General features: G+C 60.1%; 21 protein-coding genes. 7 read left to right on the top strand and 14 right to left on the bottom strand.

Annotated features, from left to right (window positions below; genetic code table 11):
* Positions 1-130 precede the first annotated feature (130 nt).
* From sodB to E4P32_RS13295, 4 genes are all read left to right on the top strand, one after another.
* Positions 131-709 carry a superoxide dismutase [Fe] gene (sodB, locus tag E4P32_RS13310; protein WP_116436676.1) on the top strand — a complete coding sequence of 193 codons (579 nt, stop codon included), beginning with the start codon at positions 131-133 and terminating at the stop codon, positions 707-709.
* 131 nt (positions 710-840) lie between these two features.
* Complete coding sequence (locus E4P32_RS13305) at positions 841-1,227, top strand: OsmC family protein (RefSeq protein WP_053196432.1); 387 nt, start codon at positions 841-843, stop codon at positions 1,225-1,227.
* A gap of 275 nt (positions 1,228-1,502) precedes the next feature.
* Positions 1,503-2,204: a pirin family protein gene (locus E4P32_RS13300; protein WP_116436677.1), complete on the top strand. Its 702-nt coding sequence runs from the start codon at positions 1,503-1,505 to the stop codon at positions 2,202-2,204.
* Between the two features lie 72 nt (positions 2,205-2,276).
* Positions 2,277-2,891 (top strand): FMN-dependent NADH-azoreductase, encoded by a 615-nt coding sequence (locus E4P32_RS13295; RefSeq protein WP_116436678.1) that lies wholly within the window; start codon positions 2,277-2,279, stop codon positions 2,889-2,891.
* 79 nt (positions 2,892-2,970) lie between these two features.
* Here E4P32_RS13295 and E4P32_RS13290 read toward each other — a convergent pair whose 3' ends face one another.
* The 8 genes from E4P32_RS13290 to E4P32_RS13255 form a co-directional block, all read right to left on the bottom strand.
* Complete coding sequence (locus tag E4P32_RS13290; RefSeq protein WP_116436679.1) at positions 2,971-3,897, bottom strand: LysR substrate-binding domain-containing protein; 927 nt, start codon at positions 3,895-3,897, stop codon at positions 2,971-2,973.
* Positions 3,898-3,933: 36 nt separating this feature from the next.
* Entirely contained in the window at positions 3,934-4,857 is a 924-nt protein-coding gene (locus tag E4P32_RS13285; protein ID WP_116436680.1) for a DedA family protein/thiosulfate sulfurtransferase GlpE, read from the bottom strand.
* Between the two features lie 107 nt (positions 4,858-4,964).
* Positions 4,965-5,705: a YoaK family protein gene (locus tag E4P32_RS13280; protein ID WP_233526783.1), complete on the bottom strand. Its 741-nt coding sequence runs from the start codon at positions 5,703-5,705 to the stop codon at positions 4,965-4,967.
* Position 5,706: 1 nt separating this feature from the next.
* Positions 5,707-6,159 (bottom strand): DoxX family protein, encoded by a 453-nt coding sequence (locus E4P32_RS13275; RefSeq protein ID WP_116436681.1) that lies wholly within the window; start codon positions 6,157-6,159, stop codon positions 5,707-5,709.
* Positions 6,160-6,174: 15 nt separating this feature from the next.
* Entirely contained in the window at positions 6,175-6,342 is a 168-nt protein-coding gene (locus tag E4P32_RS13270; protein WP_016836256.1) for a DUF1427 family protein, read from the bottom strand.
* A complete protein-coding gene (locus E4P32_RS13265) occupies positions 6,339-6,557 on the bottom strand; it encodes a DUF1427 family protein (protein ID WP_116436682.1) in 219 nt (72 codons plus the stop codon). Before E4P32_RS13265 ends, E4P32_RS13270 begins: the two co-directional genes overlap by 4 nt.
* 13 nt (positions 6,558-6,570) lie before the next feature.
* Positions 6,571-8,436, bottom strand: coding sequence for an amidohydrolase (locus E4P32_RS13260; protein ID WP_116436683.1), 1,866 nt, complete (start codon positions 8,434-8,436; stop codon positions 6,571-6,573).
* A gap of 106 nt (positions 8,437-8,542) precedes the next feature.
* The gene (locus E4P32_RS13255) at positions 8,543-9,196 is read right to left on the bottom strand and encodes a hydrolase (protein ID WP_116436684.1); all 654 of its coding nucleotides are present in this window, start codon (positions 9,194-9,196) and stop codon (positions 8,543-8,545) included.
* A gap of 351 nt (positions 9,197-9,547) precedes the next feature.
* Between E4P32_RS13255 and dkgB the strand changes: the two genes are divergently transcribed.
* On the top strand, positions 9,548-10,351 hold the full coding sequence (dkgB, locus tag E4P32_RS13250) for a 2,5-didehydrogluconate reductase DkgB (RefSeq protein ID WP_116436685.1): 804 nt from the start codon (positions 9,548-9,550) through the stop codon (positions 10,349-10,351).
* Between the two features lie 260 nt (positions 10,352-10,611).
* Entirely contained in the window at positions 10,612-11,637 is a 1,026-nt protein-coding gene (locus E4P32_RS13245) for an alpha/beta hydrolase (RefSeq protein WP_116436686.1), read from the top strand.
* Positions 11,638-11,730: 93 nt separating this feature from the next.
* On the opposite strand, the gene E4P32_RS13240 is transcribed toward E4P32_RS13245, so the two are convergent.
* The 3 genes from E4P32_RS13240 to E4P32_RS13230 all read right to left on the bottom strand — a co-directional run bounded on the left by E4P32_RS13240 (position 11,731) and on the right by E4P32_RS13230 (position 14,319).
* Positions 11,731-13,029, bottom strand: coding sequence for an MFS transporter (locus E4P32_RS13240; protein WP_116436687.1), 1,299 nt, complete (start codon positions 13,027-13,029; stop codon positions 11,731-11,733).
* 95 nt (positions 13,030-13,124) lie between these two features.
* Positions 13,125-13,559 (bottom strand): MarR family winged helix-turn-helix transcriptional regulator, encoded by a 435-nt coding sequence (locus tag E4P32_RS13235; RefSeq protein ID WP_116436688.1) that lies wholly within the window; start codon positions 13,557-13,559, stop codon positions 13,125-13,127.
* 169 nt (positions 13,560-13,728) lie between these two features.
* Complete coding sequence (locus tag E4P32_RS13230; protein WP_116436689.1) at positions 13,729-14,319, bottom strand: helix-turn-helix domain-containing protein; 591 nt, start codon at positions 14,317-14,319, stop codon at positions 13,729-13,731.
* Positions 14,320-14,411: 92 nt separating this feature from the next.
* Here E4P32_RS13230 and E4P32_RS13225 point away from each other — a divergent pair, with 92 nt between their 5' ends.
* Positions 14,412-14,870 (top strand): MaoC family dehydratase, encoded by a 459-nt coding sequence (locus E4P32_RS13225; protein ID WP_116436690.1) that lies wholly within the window; start codon positions 14,412-14,414, stop codon positions 14,868-14,870.
* A 3-nt stretch (positions 14,871-14,873) separates the two neighbouring features.
* Here E4P32_RS13225 and E4P32_RS13220 read toward each other — a convergent pair whose 3' ends face one another.
* The 3 genes from E4P32_RS13220 to maiA all read right to left on the bottom strand — a co-directional run bounded on the left by E4P32_RS13220 (position 14,874) and on the right by maiA (position 17,967).
* Positions 14,874-16,793, bottom strand: a complete 1,920-nt coding sequence (locus tag E4P32_RS13220; protein ID WP_116436691.1) for a bifunctional diguanylate cyclase/phosphodiesterase — start codon at positions 16,791-16,793, stop codon at positions 14,874-14,876.
* Between the two features lie 152 nt (positions 16,794-16,945).
* Entirely contained in the window at positions 16,946-17,212 is a 267-nt protein-coding gene (locus E4P32_RS13215; RefSeq protein WP_135008743.1) for a hypothetical protein, read from the bottom strand.
* A 104-nt stretch (positions 17,213-17,316) separates the two neighbouring features.
* The gene (maiA, locus tag E4P32_RS13210; protein ID WP_116436692.1) at positions 17,317-17,967 is read right to left on the bottom strand and encodes a maleylacetoacetate isomerase; all 651 of its coding nucleotides are present in this window, start codon (positions 17,965-17,967) and stop codon (positions 17,317-17,319) included.
* Between the last annotated feature and the right edge of the window lie 10 nt (positions 17,968-17,977).

Here is a 17,977-nt window from a genome sequence, read left to right as displayed (position 1 = left end):
TACGCCAACTTAAGGCATCCGACACCCGCAAAAGCCTGTCGCGAGGGTGCAAAGAATCGCTATCCGCTTTAGAATCACAGACTCAGAATAAAAAATTCGTTTCAATCACCGATACCCGAAAGGATTCACCATGGCACATACCCTCCCGGCACTGCCTTATGAACTGGACGCACTGGCGCCAACCATTTCAAAAGAAACGCTCGAGTACCACTACGGCAAGCATCATCAGACCTACGTCACCAATCTGAACAACCTGATCCCAGGTACAGAATTCGAAAACCTCTCTCTCGAAGAGATCATCAAGAAGTCCTCCGGCGGCGTGTTCAACAACGCAGCGCAAATCTGGAACCACACCTTCTACTGGAACGGCCTGACGCCAAAGGGCGCCGGCGCTCCAAGCGGTGCACTGGCTGACGCCATCAACGCCAAGTGGGGTACCTTCGACGCCTTCAAGGCCGAGTTCACCAAGCAAGGCCTGGCCAACTTCGGTTCCGGCTGGACATGGCTGGTCAAGAAAGCCGACGGCACACTGGACATCGTCAACACCACCGGCGCCGGCACACCGCTGACCACCGACAGCAAGGCGCTGCTGACCATCGACGTCTGGGAACACGCTTACTACATCGACTATCGCAACGCACGCGCGAAGTATGCAGAAGCATTCTGGGGCATCGTGAACTGGGATTTCGCAGCGAAGAATTTCGCATAAGCAAATTCGTTTTTCATGCTTGGAAAAAGCCTGCCGCGTGCAGGCTTTTTTACGTCCCGTAAAAACTTGAAAACCTGAAAATGGAATGTGCAACAATCAGTCATTCCATCCGCATTGAAGGAGCGCACATCATGGCCACCATCCATCTGCACAACGACGCCGGCTACGCGCAACGCATCCGCGCCCGCACCCATCAATTGCAAGCGGACGAACCTGCCAGCAACGGCGGCACCGACACCGGCGCGGCGCCTTACGAATTGCTGCTGGCCGCGCTGGCCGCGTGCACCTCGCTGACCTTACGCATGTATGCCGATCGCAAGGGCTGGGACCTGGGCACCATCCACATCGATGCGCGCTTTTCACGCGACGACTGCGGCCTGGAAAACATCGAGCGCACCGTCACCTTCGGCAACACGCTGACACCGGAACAGCTCACGCGCCTCGGTGAAATCTGCGAGAAGACGCCGGTCACCAAGACCCTGCGCGAAGGCACGCCGATCCGCACGGCTTTCGTATAAGACCCGGGACAGCGACTTTTCGATATTTATTGAAAATAACCGTCAAAAATTACCTGAAACCAGCTTCAAAACGACTCAATAAAAATAAATAAATCGTTATTTATCAATTACTTATATTAATCATCGAATAATTCGATGATAGCCCGCCAATCTTTCCGTTTTTCTTTTCATTTTGCCCCGCGCATACTCCGTTCTGTCCACTCAATAACGCAAACAAGAAGGCAGTTTTCCAAGGTGGAAAACGCCCTTGCCTGCACTAACCGACGGAGAAAAACATGCTTCAAATTCGCAAAAGCAACGAACGCGGTGTCGCCGATCACGGTTGGTTGAATTCGCACCATACATTTTCGTTCGGTCATTACTACGATCCGCAACAACTGGGCTTCGGTCCGCTGCAAGTGATCAATGAAGACCGCGTCACACCCGGCATGGGCTTCGGCACGCACGGCCACAGCGACATGGAAATCATCTCCTATGTCCTCGACGGCGCACTCGAACACAAGGACAGCATGGGCACAGGTTCGGTGCTGCACTACGGCGACGTCCAGCGCATGAGCGCCGGCAGCGGTGTGCGTCACAGCGAGTTCAACCACTCCAAGACCGAGCCGGTGCACTTCCTGCAGATCTGGATCCAGCCGAACGTGAAAGGCATTCCGCCAAGCTACGAAGAGAAGAATTTCACTCCGGAGCAAAAGCAAGGCCAACTGCGCCTGATCGCTTCGTCCGACGGTCGCGACAACTCGGTGCTGATCCATCAGGATGCATCGATCTTCGCCTCGATCCTGAACGGCGACGCCAAGCTAGAACATGCGCTGGGCGCCAAGCGTCTCGGCTACGTCCATCTGATCCGCGGCCAGTTGACCGTCAACGGCACCCAATTGTCGGGCGGCGACGCGCTGAAGATCAGCGCAGAAAGCCTGATCACGTTTGAAAAGGCCGAAGCAGCCGAATTCCTGCTGTTCGATCTGCCTTACTAAAACCACAGAAACACCGACGCGCTGCACTCCCTGCAGCGCGTCGTCTTACCGTACCCATACAAGGAAAATATCATGGCAAACATTCTGTACATCAATAGCAGCGCCCGCAACAGCGGCTCGATCTCGCGTCAGGTCACCGGCGAATTCGTCGCCAAGCTGCAAGCCTCGCAACCCGGCAGCACAGTCATCGAACGCGACGTCGCCGCTAATCCTATCCCGCATCTGGACGAACAAAAACTGGGCGCCTTCTTCACTCCTGCCGACAAGCGCAGCGCCGAACAGCAAGCCCTGGTCAAGGTCTCCGAAGAACTGATCGCGGAAGTCAATGCCGCCGACATCATCGTCATCGGCGCACCGATGTACAACTTCTCGATCACCTCCACGCTGAAGACCTGGATCGACCACGTGGCGCGTGCCGGTGTGACCTTCAAGTACACCGAAACCGGTCCGGTCGGCCTGATCCAGGGCAAGAAGGTGTACGTGTTCACTTCGCGCGGCGGCGTCTACAGCGAAGGTCCGGCCAAGGTCATGGACTTCCATGAAACCTACCTGCGCGCCGTGCTCGGTTTCATCGGCATGACCGACATCACCTTCGTCCACAGCGAAGGCCTGGGCATGGGTGAAGCGGCTGTTGAAAAAGCCATCGCACAAACTCGCGAAACCATCGGTACCCTGGTTGCGGCATAAACTGCCGGTCCAATAAAAAAGCGCGACGGCTACGAGCCGTCGCGCTTTTTTTACGTCTGACGAATTTGAAATCTACACTTTACAAACCGCCGTCGGCGATCTGCGACAACATGCGATTGAGGACCCCGGTTTCGCGCATGCGCTTGAGCCACCAGGTCAGCGCAGCGCCGTCTTCACCGACGCGCCAAGCCAGCGAGAAGGTTTCTTCCGCGCGCGGCTGTTCGACTTCCTTCACAATCAGCGTACCGGAGGCGATCGACTTCTGCACGCATGGCTCCGGCAAGAAGCCGAAGCCCACGCCGGCCAGCTGCAAGGCGTACTTGCTGCGCATGTCCGGCACCGTCAGGGTGTCCTGGCCGAACAGCAGGCCGACTGTGCGCGGCGGCATCTTGCGCGCCGAATCGGCAACGCTGATGGCGCGGTAAGGATGCAGGTCGGCCTTGCTCAGGACCTTGTCCATCTTCGCCAGCGGATGATGCGGCGCCACCACGAAGACGAACTTCACCGTGCCGATCTGCTCCGCCACATAGCCGCCGCCGGCCGGTCCTTCGCCGGGCGCTGCGATCAGCAAGTCGACGCGGCGATCGAGCAAGGCTTCCCAGGTGCCGGCCAGCGACTCGCGCGCAATGCGCAGGCGCGTGCGGTCAGCCACTTGATAGAACGCCACGATGTCCGACTCCAGCGATGCCGCCGAATACAGCGAATCGAGGCCGATGGTGAATTCGGTTTCCCAACCCGAGGCGACGCGACGCACGCGATGCTCGAGGTCTTCCGCCGCCTTGAGCAGGTAGCGGCCCTCCTTCAGCAATTCTTCACCGGCGCGTGTGAGCACGACCTTGGGTCCCTGCCGGTCGAATACCTGCACGCCGAGGTCCTGTTCCAGCTTCGACACCGTATAGGAAATCGTCGACGGCACCCGATGCAGCTCCAGCCCGGCGGCGGAAAACGAACCGCGCCGGTCGATCGCATCGAGAATCAACAGGGCATCGAGACTGATTCTGAACATGGATTATTTCCGCACAAAAGAGAAAGCGAACGCCGCTCAGGCTTCGATCGAATAACCCGCCGCCACCCAGGCGTCGATGCCGCCGGTGAGCGGCCGCACGCGCTTGTAGCCGCGCCGCATGAGCGCTTTGGCGACCAGTGCGGCCGAGGCTTCGTTGGGGCAGGCGCAGTAGACGATAACTTCATCTTCCATCGGCGCTTCGAACGCGAAGGTCTGGATCTCCTGGTTGGAAATCGTCAACGCGCCGGGAATGCGGCCGATCTGCTGCGACGCCGGCGAACGCACGTCGACGATGGTCGGGCGCACACCGCTCTTGAGCAGGCCATCGAGCTCGCCGACCGAGATGCGCGCCATTTCCAGCGACTTGCGGAAGCGGCGACGCTGCCACCATTTGCTGGCGACGAAGACGGCGAAGCCGATCAGCACCAGCATCATGCCGTATTGACCGAGCTCGGCCAGTACGCTCAGTACATCGTCGATGGCGGTGTTGAACAGCGCACCGAGAAAGATTGCCAGCCCCGACCACAAGGCTGCACCGACGCCGTCGTACAACAGGAATTTGCCGCGCGAGGTGCCGACGGTGCCGGCCAATGCGCTGGCAATCGAAGCGAAACCTGGAATGAATTTGGCGACCAGCAGCGAACGGGCGCCCCAGCGCGAATAGATCGATTCGGTCTGGCGTACGCAGGAATCAGGGGAAAGGGAAATGCGGCACAGCGTCGACATGATGCGGCGACCGTAGCGACGTCCGGCCATGTACCAGACATAGTCGGCGATCAGCGCGGCGACCACCGCCACCAGCAGCAACAGCGCAATCGGATACTGCCCGCGCCAGGCCAGCGCGCCGGTGATCACCAGCGTCGGATAAGCAGGAATCGGCGCGCCCAGCTGCTCGGTCAGCACGTTCAGGAATACGATGATCAGACCGTACTGTTCAATCAGGTGATACAAATAGCTCATCGTTGTTCCACTGCCTTCCGCCTTGTCGGCTTGCCCTGCTTGCTGCTGTTTTTATCGTTCGAGTACCCCAGACGCACATTATAGGTCGAAGCGAAGCGGAGCAGGCTTCAGGCCTTGCTTGCCTGCATCGCCGAGGTTGCCCGGAATTCAGCTACGATCATCGCCACCAGGATACCGACCGGCAACAACAGCGCGAAGAACAATGCCTGATGATAGGCAAACGCTCCGCCGATCGCACCCACGCCGAACGCCACGATGGGCCAGAAGAATTTGACACAGCGCTGGCGCACCGTGTCATCCGCTGCGCCGCGCACGATGTCGGTGACGTCGATGACCAGTTGCGTGACGTTGCCGGTCATGACGGTAGTTGGCGCCGCCTGCGGCAAAATCAAGCGGGCGGCGGCGTTCTGGATGCCCATCGCAGCAGCGCCGAACATGCCTGCCAGCAAGGCGGCGGTGGCGCGGGCATCGGCCACGCCGACCGGCGCAATGCTCTGGCCGAAGCCCATGAACGCCAGCAGAAACATCAGTTGCAGCATCAGCACCCAGGGCAAGGCCGGCTTGCCGCTGCGCTCCAGCGCAATCACTACCAGCCGCGTCATGACCACCGACAGGATGAACGCAGGAAAAGCCAGGAACTTGATCAACACGCCGTGCGAGGGATTCGCCAGTTCACTGCCGATCAGCACGAAGTTGCCAGTGACGTGGGCGGTGAACAATCCGAACAGGGCGACGAAGCCCAGCGTATCCACATAGCCCGCCAGGAAACTCATGGCGATGCCCTGGCAGGTGGCGCGATTCAGATAACGCAATCCGGCGGGGCGGACGGGACTATTCAGCGCAGCCATCTCAATCCTCGATTTTTTGTACGAGAGCAGCGTCAATCGAATAACGGCCGGCGCCCATCAAGGCGATGCTGCCGAACACGATCATCAGCAACCAGCCGAACTGGCCTTCCGCCACGCTCCAGTCGGGATGCACCAGGAACATCGATACGCCCAGCAGCACCAGCACCGCTGCGCTGGCCAGCCGCGTCAGGATGCCGGGCACGATCAGCACCGGGCACAGGACTTCGGCAAAGATGGCGAAGCCGAGCGTGAAGGCGCGGCCGACGTGCAAGGGATCGTCGATGTGCGCCAGCTCGCCGGCGAAATTGATGATCTTCGGCAGGCCGTGCACGTACAGCAGCAGCAAGGCGCCGGTCAGGCGCAGGAACAGCAGGCCGAGGTCCTGGGCCGGCGCCCACAGCAGGCGCAGGAACAAATTTCCTTTTACGGTTGATGCAGTGTGAACTGTTTGCATGTCGATTCTCCTTGATCAGAAATGTCCTGCCAGCACATAGCCGGCAAGCACGTAACCCAATGTCATTGCCACCACCAGCGAAGCACCGACCGGTGTCGGCGGCGTCGGCGACGGCAGGCCGAACCAGCGGCAGACTGCGCCGATCAGCGTGCCCAGCACGGCGCCCGTGAACAGCGCGCTCATGCTTGCACCTCAGTTTGCTTTTCCTTGGCTTGCTTTGCTTTCGCATCCTTGGCGGCCAGGTAACGATCCACCAGCCAGTAGCCGCTGCTCATCATGAACACCAGCAAAGCGCCGCTGAGGACCGGCGGCGACGGTACCGGGATTTGCGCGAGGTGGCAGCAGAAGCCGACCACGAAGGAGAGCAACAGGCCCCAGATGATTTTGGAATAAGTCATGTTCATTCTCCGATCAGAACGCGAAGCAGCTGCAACCGAGCGCGCCCCAGAAGCCTGAGAAATTCGACGCCGGCACCGACGAACGGCGCGCGACATCGTGCGAGTGGGCATGCACGTTGCAAGCGCCTGCGCATTGATGCGGCAGGATAGCCCGGCGTTGCTGCTGCTGGCTCTGCGTGCCCGATTTGCGTGCACTGTAGTGGCCCGGCACGTTCTTCACCGGCGACCAGTCCGGCAGCACCGGGATGGCCGGCGGCGCCAGCGGGTCGAACTCATCTGCGCCGTAGACGATCTTGCCGCCGACCACGGTCATGACCGATTCGATGGCCTTGATGTCTTCTTCGGCGACGCTGAAGAAGTCGGCCGACAACACCACCAGATCAGCCAGCTGGCCGGCCTTGATGCGGCCCTTCTTGTCTTGTTCATTGGAGAACCAAGCGCTGCCTGCGGTCCACAGTTCCAGCGCGGTTTCACGCGGCAAGCCGGCTTCGGCCAGTTGCAGGCCGCCCACGGTCTTGCCCGACACCAGCCAGTACAGCGCGGTCCACGGGTTGTAGCTGGCGACGCGGGTGGCGTCGGTGCCGGCGCCGACCGGCACGCCCATGTCCAGCATGCGCGCGACCGGCGGCGTCGCCTTGGCGGCTTCCTTGCCGTAGCGGTCGACGAAATATTCGCCTTGGAACGCCATGCGGTGCTGGATCGCCAGGCCGCCGCCGAGTTCACGCACGCGCTCGATGTTACGCGGCGAAATGGTTTCAGCGTGGTCGAAGATCCAGTGCAGACCGCCGAAGGGAATGTCGCGATTCACTTTTTCGAAGACGTCGAGCATGCGGCTGATCGATTCATCGTAGGTTGCATGCAGGCGGAACGGCCAGCGGTTGGACACCAGATGGCGCACGACTTTTTCGAGTTCATCTTCCATGCCGGCGGCGAGTTCAGGGCGCGGCTCGAGGAAGTCTTCAAAGTCGGCCGCCGAGAACACCAGCATTTCGCCGGCGCCGTTGTGGCGATAGAAATCGTCGCCCTGGCCCGGCTTGATCATGTCGGTCCAGCGCTGGAAGTCGCCCAGCTCCTTGCCCTTGTTCTGCGTGAACAGGTTATAGGCGATGCGCACGGTCAGCTGCTGCTCGCGCGCCAGCTGGTCGATGATGGCGTAGTCTTCCGGATAATTCTGGAAACCGCCGCCGGCGTCGATCACGCTGGTGACGCCGAGGCGATTGAGTTCGCGCATGAACTGGCGCGTCGAATTGACTTGCTGGTCGAGCGGCAGCGACGGACCTTTGGCCAGCGTCGCGTACAGGATCATGGCATTGGGACGGGCGATCAGCATGCCGGTCGGATTGCCGGCGGCATCGCGCTGAATTTCTCCGCCCGGCGGATTCGGGGTGTCCTTGTTGTAGCCGACGGCGCGCAGCGCAGCCTGGTTGAGCAAGGCGCGATCGTACAAGTGCAGAATGAACACCGGGGTGTCCGGCGCGGCAGCGTTGATTTCTTCCAGCGTCGGCATGCGGCGTTCGGCGAACTGGAATTCAGTCCAGCCGCCGACCACGCGCACCCACTGCGGATGCGGTGTGCGCAAGGCCTGCTCGCGCAGCATGCGCAGAGCGTCGGCCAGCGACGGCACGCCTTCCCAGCGCAGTTCGAGGTTGTAGTTGAGGCCGCCGCGGATCAGGTGGATGTGCGAATCGTTCAGGCCCGGCACGACGCTGCGGCCGTTCAGGTCCACCACTTTGGTGGCGTCGCCGCGATGGCGCATGGCGGCTTCCGCGTCGCCGACGGCGAGGAACTTGCCGTCCTTGATCGCGACGGCGCTTGCCAGCGGCTGGGCTTTGTCGATGGTGTGGAAATTTCCGTTCAGCAGAATCAGGTCGGCGCTCATGTTCACTCCTGGGGTTGTTCGTTGGTGTTGTGTTGTCATGGGAGGTCTAAAACTGCGGGATCCCGTTCATGGTAAAGCGGGATCCCGAGGAATACTCAATAGCGAATCAATGCGCTTCCGAAGCATTGAACATGGTCTTGGCGTAAATCAGACCCAGACCGTAAGCGCCGCCGTTGGCGATCGCGGTGGCGACGGTTTCATCGTAAGTCTCGGTGCGGGCCCAGTCGCGTTGCAGTTCGAGCAGGTATTGCAGCGAAGTCATCGGACGCGCGCCCAACTGGATCATGCGCTCGATTGCACGTTGGTGCGCTTCATTCGACACGTCGCCGCTGGCGTCGGTGATCACATAGACTTCAAAGCCCTGGTCCAGCGCGGACAGCGCAGGGCCGACGATGCATACCGAGGTCCAGAGGCCGGCCAGCACGATCTTTTCCTTGCCGATGGCGTTGACACGGTCGGCGATGCGCGGGTCTTCCCAGGTGTTCATGCTGGTGCGATCGATCACTTCTTCGTTCGGGAACACCGATTTGATTTCATCGAAGATCGGGCCGGAGAAGGATTTTTCGGCAACCGTTGTCAAAATTGTCGATACCTTGAATTCCTTGGCGGCCTTGGCGACCAGGGCGACGTTGTTGCGCAGCGTGACCATGTCGATCGAGTGGGTGGCAAACGACATTTGCGACTGGTGGTCAATCATGATCAGGGTGTGGTTGGTTGGGTTCAACAGTGTTTTGCCTGGTTGTGCTTTTGCGATTGCCATGATGTTCTCCTGAGGTATTGACGATGAATTCGATAAGGGTGAGTGCTTCGCTGGTGTCCGTCTTTGTCTGTGTCGTTCACCATGAAGCGAAGTATGGGCGAACGATGCACGAAAGAAAAACGGAAAGAATGACAGTCAATCATCGAAATATTCGAAAGTAGAATCAAGGACGTTCGGCACGGCCAATATTTGCCGTGGACGCAATAAAGTTTTGCTTTAGACCGTATTTTTGCAACAGCACTTTGCCCGCATACTGTTGTCCATGGAGTAAGCACCGCAAGCTTCCCTCTCCTTCGCGTCGGCCATGTCGTCCGCGCCCCATCTCCCCCATCTCACTTACCAAGGAATTCCATGAGCACCATTCCCGCATTCGGCCTCGGCACCTTCCGTCTGAAAGACCAGCAAGTCATCGACTCCGTCACCAACGGCCTTGAACTCGGCTACCGCCATATCGACACCGCGCAGATCTACGGCAACGAAGCCGAGGTCGGCAAAGCCATTGCTGCTGCCGGCGTGGCGCGCAAGGATCTATTCGTCACCACCAAGATCTGGACCGAGAATTTGTCCAAAGACAAACTCATCCCCAGCCTGAAGGAAAGCCTGGCCAAACTGCAGATGGACCAGGTCGACCTGACGCTGATCCACTGGCCGGCGCCCAACGACAGCATCGCGGTCGCGGCTTATATGGAAGCACTGGCCGAAGCCAAGGCGCAGGGCTTGACCAAGCTGATCGGCGTTTCGAACTTCACCATCGCGCATCTGCAACAAGCGATCGATGCCGTCGGCGCGAAGGAAATCGCCACCCAGCAGATCGAGATCCATCCCTTCCTGCAAAACCGCAAGGTGGTCGAGTTCGCCCGCAGCCAGGGCATCCACCTGACGGCCTACATGCCACTGGCATACGGCAAGGTCATGAGCGACCCGACCATCATCGAGATCGCCAAGGCGCACCAGGCCAATCCGGCCCAGATCGCGCTGGCGTGGTCGCTGCAGCAAGGCTTCGCCACGATTCCGTCGTCGACCAAGCGGGCCAACCTGGAAAGCAACCTGGCGGCGCAAAACATCCGCCTCAGCGACGCCGAGATGGCCGCCATCGCCAAGCTGGACAAGGGTGAGCGACTTGCCAATCCGGACTTTGCGCCACAGTGGGATTGATGCTGCGTTGATGCATTGCTTGCGCCTGCATGGCGCAAGCTCCCTCCTCCTTTCCGGAAGACAGGAACGATGCCGTTGTAATTTTTATTTTTAAATTGCTTGCAATTTAATTTTCAACAATTTAATATTCGTTCCATGCACTGCCTCCTCACCCCGGAAAGGCAAACGCATGCATGACTCGTTTCATTTGCCAAAGCATCAAATATATTGCACACAATTTAATTGTTCAAATACAAAACCTGCCCCCGAAAGGAAACATCATGAAATCGATCAAACAACTGCTTGCCCTCAGCGCCATCGCTCTCGCTGCCGCTTCGACCGCCCAATCTGCATCGGCCGCCTCCGTCGAACCGCAAACCCAGGGTTTCCTCGACGCGCTGGCCGCCGCCGGCGGTCCTCCTATCTACACGCTGACGCCTGAACAGGCACGCAACCTGCTGGCCGGCGCACAGTCCGGCAAGGTCGCCAAGCCGGCTGCCGACATCGAAGACCGCGTGATCCCGGTCGGCCCGACCGGCAGCACCCGCATCCGCGTCCTGCGCCCACAAGGCAACAAGGAAACGCTGCCGGTGGTGATGTACTTCCACGGCGCCGGCTGGGTGATGGGCGACGTCAATACGCATGATCGCCTGGTGCGCCAGATCGTTGACGGCGCCAAGGTTGCCGCAGTCTTCGTCGACTACGACCGCTCGCCGGAAGCGCGCTATCCGATCGCCATCGAACAGGACTACGCCGCGACCAAATACGTCGCTGAGCATGCTGCGGAATTCAACGTCGATGCGAGCCGCCTGGCGATTGCCGGCGACAGCGTTGGCGGCAACATGACTGCCGTCGTGAGCCTGCTGGCCAAGGAACGCAAGGGTCCGGCGATCAAGTATCAGGTGCTGTTCTATCCGGTCACCGACACCAATTTTGAAAACGGTTCGTACAACCAGTTTGCCAACGGCCCATGGCTGACCAAGGAAGCGATGAAGTGGTTCTGGAACGCCTACCTGCCGGCCGGCGCCAACCGCAAGGATCCGCATATCGCACCGTTGAACGCGACGCTGGAACAGTTGAAGGATCTGCCGCCGGCACTGGTCATCACCGATGAAAACGACGTGCTGCGCGACGAAGGCGAAGCCTATGCCGCCAAGCTGGCCAAGGCCGGCGTACCGGTGACGCAGGTGCGCTACCTCGGCACCATCCACGACTTCGTGATGCTCAATGCGTTGGGTGACACACCAGCGGCGAAGAGCGCCGTCGATCTGGCGACTTCGAGCCTGCGCAAGGCGCTGGCCAAGTAATCCCGCAGTAATCATCCTGCAACAGCGCAGAAACAAAAACGCCCGCTTCATCAACGTGAAGCGGGCGTTTTTGCGTATAACGGAAGAAGCGGTTTATGCAGCAACCGCCACCGGCTTGTCATGCTGATGCCCCTTGATGCGCAACACCATCACCGCACCGACCAGGCAAGCGACGCCCATCAGCATCGACGAAGCCGTATAGTCGCCGAGGTTGGCGCGCATGAAGCCCGATATGGTGGTGGCGGCAGCGGCGCCGAGCTGGTGACCGGCAACGATCCAGCCGAACACGATCGGTGCAGCAAGGCGACCGAACACATCATTGGCCAGACGCACGGTCGGCGGTACGGTGGCGATCCAGTCGAGACCGTAGAAGATCGCGAACACGGTCAGGCCGAAATAATCGAGGCCGAACGCATACGGCAGGAAGATCAGCGCAATGCCGCGCAAGCCGTAGTACCAGAACAGCAGCACGCGTGGATTGAAGCGATCGGACAACCAGCCGGACAAGGTCGTGCCGACCAGATCGAGCATGCCCATCGCCGCCAGGATGCTGGCGCCGCCGACTTCGGAAATGCCGTAGTCGTTGCACATCGCGATGAACTGCGTGCCGATGTAACCATTGGTGCTCATGCCGCAGACGAAGAAGCTGAAGAACAGCAGCCAGAAATCGCGCACCTTCATCGCCTGGCGCAGCGCGTCGAACGCAATCGCCAGCGGGTTGCGTTGCTTCACAGCCGCATCGTCCGGCGCATCGGCAGCCTGACCGTAACGGCGCAGACCGACGTCGGACGGACGTTCCGGCAGGAACAAAGCCACCAGCGGCACCGCCACTGCAGCGACGATCGCCACCAGGAAGGCCACCGAGCGCCAGCCGTAGTGCTCGACCATCGATGCCATCAGCGGCAGGAACACCATTTGCCCAGTCGCGGCGCTGGCGGTCAGCAAGCCCATCGCCAGACCGCGGCGCATTTCAAACCAGCGGCTGACGATCGTGGCGCCCAGCGTGTTGGCGGCGACACCGGTGCCGGAGCCGACCAGCAAGCCCCAGGTCATCACCATGTGCCATGGCATCTGCATCAGCGTGCTGAGCGCGGTGCCGATCGACAGCAGCACCAGCGCGCCCATCACCACGGGACGGATGCCGAAGCGTTGCATCGCGGCGGCGGCGAACGGACCGATCAAACCGTACAACGCGATGTTGAAGGAAATCGCCAGCGAGATGGTGGAACGGTTCCAGCCGAATTCATGTTCCAGCGGCAGGATCATGACCGACGGCGTGGCACGGATGCCGGCCGAGGTCAGCAGGACGAGGAAAATCACGGCGACGACGACCCACGCATAACTGAAACGATGCGAGGTGCGCTGCGCGATGGCTTGAGTGACTTTATTCATGACGCTCATTCAAAAATAATGGTGAATAAAAAACCACCAATGCGCGCAGGCATTGATGGTGCTTGTATTAGAACGGCCTGACCGAAGTGGACGGATCAGGCTTCCTGTAATTTGTCGTAGGCGTCATCAATCATGCCGGACAAGGCGGCATGCAAATCCTCGCCGAGCAACCCGTCAATTTCCAGCTGCGCCTGCACCCAGTTGGGACGGGCGATAGCCAGCTTGGCCTGACCCGCTTCGCTAAGGCCGAGTCCGAACGAGCGCTTGTCGACATGCTCGTCAGGCGGCATGTCGACCGTAGCGATCCACCCGGCCGCCATCAGCGGTTTGATGTTGCGGCTCAGGGTGCTGCGATCCATGCCCATTTCCGCAGCCAGGCGCAGGTTGGCGATGGAGCCGTGCTTGCCCACCCGGCTCAGCAATGAATACTGGCTGATGGTGAGTTCGTCCGGCAGCAAGTGCCGGTCGTAAATCGAGGTAATGCGCCGCGTCAGCCGACGCAGGCGGGTACAGGTGCATTGGTTAAACATGAAGCTCCGACCTATTTAAAGGATCAAAATCAATGCATATGCATCAATGTATATGCATACTAATTAGCGAAGAGATGGTTGTCAAGCGCGTGTGTTGAAACCGGACAAAAAAATGGCGTCGCAACAACGACGCCATGGAGACAAACGAAACAGGAAAAAATAGAGGGAATCAGGCGCTGCGCGCAGCCGCCTTCTTGCGCGGCGCCTTGGCCGGCTTGGCTGGAGCCACAGCTTCCGGCGTCGCTGCCGCATCGTTGGCAGCCGCTTCTGCCGCGCGTTCGCGGGCAAAGTTGATGCGCGCCTTCATGCCTTCATTGGCCTGCGGCCCCGGCGCGAACACGAAATCGGGTGAATTCAAACGCTTGCCGCTCTTGCCGTCGATCATCACCGGCTCGGCCTCTTCGCCCGTGGTCGAATCGATCAGCAGCACGCTCGGGCCTTCCGGCGCAAAATGCTTGTTGCCCCAGGTGTTGAGCGCGACCAGAATGGAGCGGAAATCGCGGCCCAGGTCGGTCAGGATGTATTCGTGGCGCGGCGGCCGTTCGCTGTACTGGCGGCGCTCCAGCAAGCCGGATTCGACCAGCGAGTTGAGACGGCGCGTGAGCATGTTGGGCGCGATGTCCAGGCTCTTCTGGAACTGGTCGAAGCGGGTCAGCCCGTGCAGCGCGTCGCGCAGGATCAGGATGCTCCACCACTCGCCCACGCGCTCAAGCGTGCGGGCTACCGGGCACTGCATGTTGCCGAAGCTTTTACGTTCCATGGACAAGTCCCATCTGGCTGGCTATCATTCGGATGAACAACTAACTATCATTTTGCAATCTACATTATAAGACAAGTCAAGGGAGACCGCCAATGTCTGCGCATTTACTCTATCTGGAAGACTTCACCCCCGGCCAGAAATTCGGCCATGCCGACGATGAGGCATTGAGCGCCGACGCCATCAAGGCGTTCGCCGCCAGCTACGATCCTCAGCCTTTCCATCTGGATGAAGCTGCGGCCGAGAAGAGCTTTTTCGGCGGACTGGCCGCAAGCGGCTGGCATACCGCCGCGCTGACCATGCGCCTGCTGGTGAAAACCCTGCCGATCCACGGCGGCATCATCGGCGCCGGCTTTGAGGAATTCCGTTGGCCGCGCCCTACCCGTCCGGGCGACCGCCTGCATATCGAGGTGGAAGTGCTGGAGCTGAAGTTCTCACAATCGAAACCGCAACAGGGTTTCCTCAAGCACCGCGTCACCACCTTCAATCAGGACAACCAACCAGTGCTGGTGATGACCGGCAATCTGCTGGTGCCGCGTCGTCCGCCGGCTTGATTATTAATTGTCGAAGATGAACTGCGTGGCCTTGTCGGCCGACAACGGCCGGCCGTAGAAGTAGCCCTGGATTTCATCGCAGCCCCAGGCCCGCAGCAATTCGCGCTGGGTCACGGTTTCCACGCCTTCGGCGATCACCGACAAGCCGAGATGGTGACCGAGGTTGATGACCGCCTGCACGATCGCCGCGTCTTCGCTGTTGGGGCGCAGGTGGCGGATGAAGGACTGGTCGATCTTGAGCTTGTCGATCGAGAATCGCTTGAGATAAGCCAGCGACGAATAGCCCGTACCGAAGTCGTCGATCGCCAGCGTCAGGCCGCGCTTGCGCAGGTCTTCCAGCAATTCGATGGTGCGTTCGACATCGCGCATGACGATGCCTTCGGTGATTTCCAGCTCGATGAAGGACGGATCGATCATGCTTTCGGCGAGCGTCGTGGTGACGCGGCGCAGGAAGGATGGATGATGGAACTGACGTGGTGAAATATTCACCGCGATGACGAACTTGCGCGGCGTCTCCAGGCTCCATATCTTGGCCTGGCGGCAGGCTTCGGCCAGCACCCAGTCACCGATCGGCACGATCAGGCCGGACTCTTCGGCCAGCGGGATGAAGTCGGCCGGCGAGATCAGCTCGCCGTTGCGGCGCCAGCGCACCAGCGCCTCAAAACCAACCAGGCGATCATCGGTCAGTCCCTGCTGCGGCTGGAAATGCAATTCCAGCTCGTTGCGTTCGATCGCGTGACGCAGTTGCGCTTCCAGCGCGAGGCGCTCCTGTGCGCGCGTGTTGAGCGCTTTCGAATACTGCACGAAGCAATCGCCGCCGGCGTCGCGCGCAGCCTGCAACGCCGCATCGGCATTCTGCAGCAGATGTGCCGGCTCGGCGCCATCGCGCGGATACTCGGCGCCGCCCATGCTCATACTGGAAAAAATCTCGTGCTGGCCGAACTCGAACGGCTGGCGCATGTATTCCTGCAGGCTCGACAGGGCTTCCTGAAAGCTCAGATTGTCGCCATTGGACTTGTACAGGATCGCCACATTGGCGCCGTTGAGACGGAACACCTCACCGCCGTGACGTTCGGCAGCGCGCTTGATGCGGGTCGCCATTTCCTGCATCAAGCGATCGCCGAAGGCATGTCCGAGGCCGCCGACGACGCGCTCGAAGCGGTCAATCATGCCCAGCACCACCGTATGCGGCTGGTCCGCCATGGTCTTGAGGCGACGCTCGAACGAGCCGCGGTGCGCCAGCCCGGTCAGCGGATCGTGCGCCGCCTGGAAGGCCAGCACGTTCTCCGAACGGAAGCGCGCCCACACGTGATACATCATGAACAAGGCGGTCAGCAGCATACCGACGCTGTAGATATGCACCAGTCGAGTAATCTCGTCGACGCCGCTGTTGGCGAGGTCGCCCACTTCATATATCCCGGCTTCGACGTCGTGCTTGGCCGTGCCGAGCAGGCCGCGGATGTTGTTGGTCTTGACGTTGAGTTCGCCCAGCAGCAGGCGCGCCTTTTCACGGTTGACGGGCGGCGTCAGCATGATTTTCTCGAGCGCCGGTCCCATCGCCAGCACGGCGTCATAGTTGCTGCGCAGGCTACCCATCTGGGCCGCCTGCTGCAAGTCGCGCCGCACGTAATCGAAGTTGTCGGCCATTTCTTCGCCGGCCTGGATTTCCAGTGTGTCGAAGCGGTCGCGGCCGATGGAGGCGACGTAATACTTGTTGAGCGCCAGCTGGTAACGCAGCAGCGCGCTTTCAAAATCGGACAGATGGCGCAGCGTGGGGATTTTTTCCTGCAGCAGCGGCGTGGTCGACGCACGAATATCCTTGGCCGTGCGCGCCATCGCGAAAAACAGCACGATGCCGGCGGCGATCACGACCACCAGCAAACCGTAAATCGCCCAGCGATAAGGTCGGCTGACCACTTGCATACTTGAACCCCAGCGAAGAAAAAACCGCCCCCCGGAAGCAGCGTCGCACATGAGGGAACGTAGTGATGAACATCTGCCGACCTGCACGCCTCCGACGACCGCGCGATCTTGTGATCGTGCGCGGTGCGGCCCTGCGGCATGTCAAGTCGATGTCATTTCCCGCTCCCCGTCACCACGACAACGTGATTCCCTGAGTCAGACTGAATCGTTTTATGGGCAGGCGCTGCGGGCGCCTGCATTATTGCTTTTTTGCCATCGGACAGGATGCGTCTTTTTTTATTATCGATAGCGCAGAAAATTATACCGGCAATCTCCCGCACCACTGCCATTTCCGGGATGCGCGGCACGTCCGGACGACAGACTTTGGCAAATTTCCAACAGGCACTACTTGAAACACCGGCAACCGCGTTGGATTGCATGGTGCAAAGACCGGATCAGGGGAAGCAGAAATTGCCGGCAGCGACTCCTGTGCCGCCGGCAAGCGCCTCGAACGAGGCTGAAGGAGAGGATGGAGAAGGAGTATTCAGGCGGCGTCGGGCTGCGCCGACGGCTGCGCCAGCTGGAAGGCCTCAAGCCCGTTGCAGGCTTCCTCGATGGCTGCCAGCGTCGGATAGCGCATCATGTCGACATTGAAACGGCGGGCGTTGAAGATCTGCGGAATCAGGCAGCAATCGGCCATGGTCGGCGTGTCGCCGAAGCAGAAGCGGCCACGCTGCGTACTGGCCGCCAGCTGCTTCTCCAACGCGCCAAAACCGAGCGCGATCCAGTGCTGTATCCACTGTTGCTTGACTTCCTCGGTGACGCCGAGCTCCTGCTTGAGCATGCGCAACACGCGCAGGTTGTTGAGCGGATGGATGTCGCAGGCGATCGCCAGCGAAATCTCACGCACGTGGGCGCGATCCAGCAAACCCGGCGGCAGCAATGCCGGCGTCGGGAAGCGCTCTTCCAGATACTCCAGGATCGCCAGCGACTGCGTGATGTGACGCCCTTCTTCTTCCATCACCGGCACCAGCGACTGCGGATTCAACGCGCTGAACGCCGGCGCATATTGTTCGCCTCCGTTGTTGAGCAGATGCACCGGCACGGTGTCGTAGGACTGGCCCTTGAGATGCAGGGCGATGCGCACGCGATACGACGCCGAGCTGCGGAAATAGCTGTAGAGATGAATCGTCATGGTCGCTGTC

This window comes from Herbaspirillum sp. 3R11, assembly GCF_004563925.1.
Classification (GTDB): Bacteria; Pseudomonadota; Gammaproteobacteria; order Burkholderiales; family Burkholderiaceae_D; genus Herbaspirillum.
This window is presented reverse-complemented; position numbering and strand designations above follow the sequence as displayed.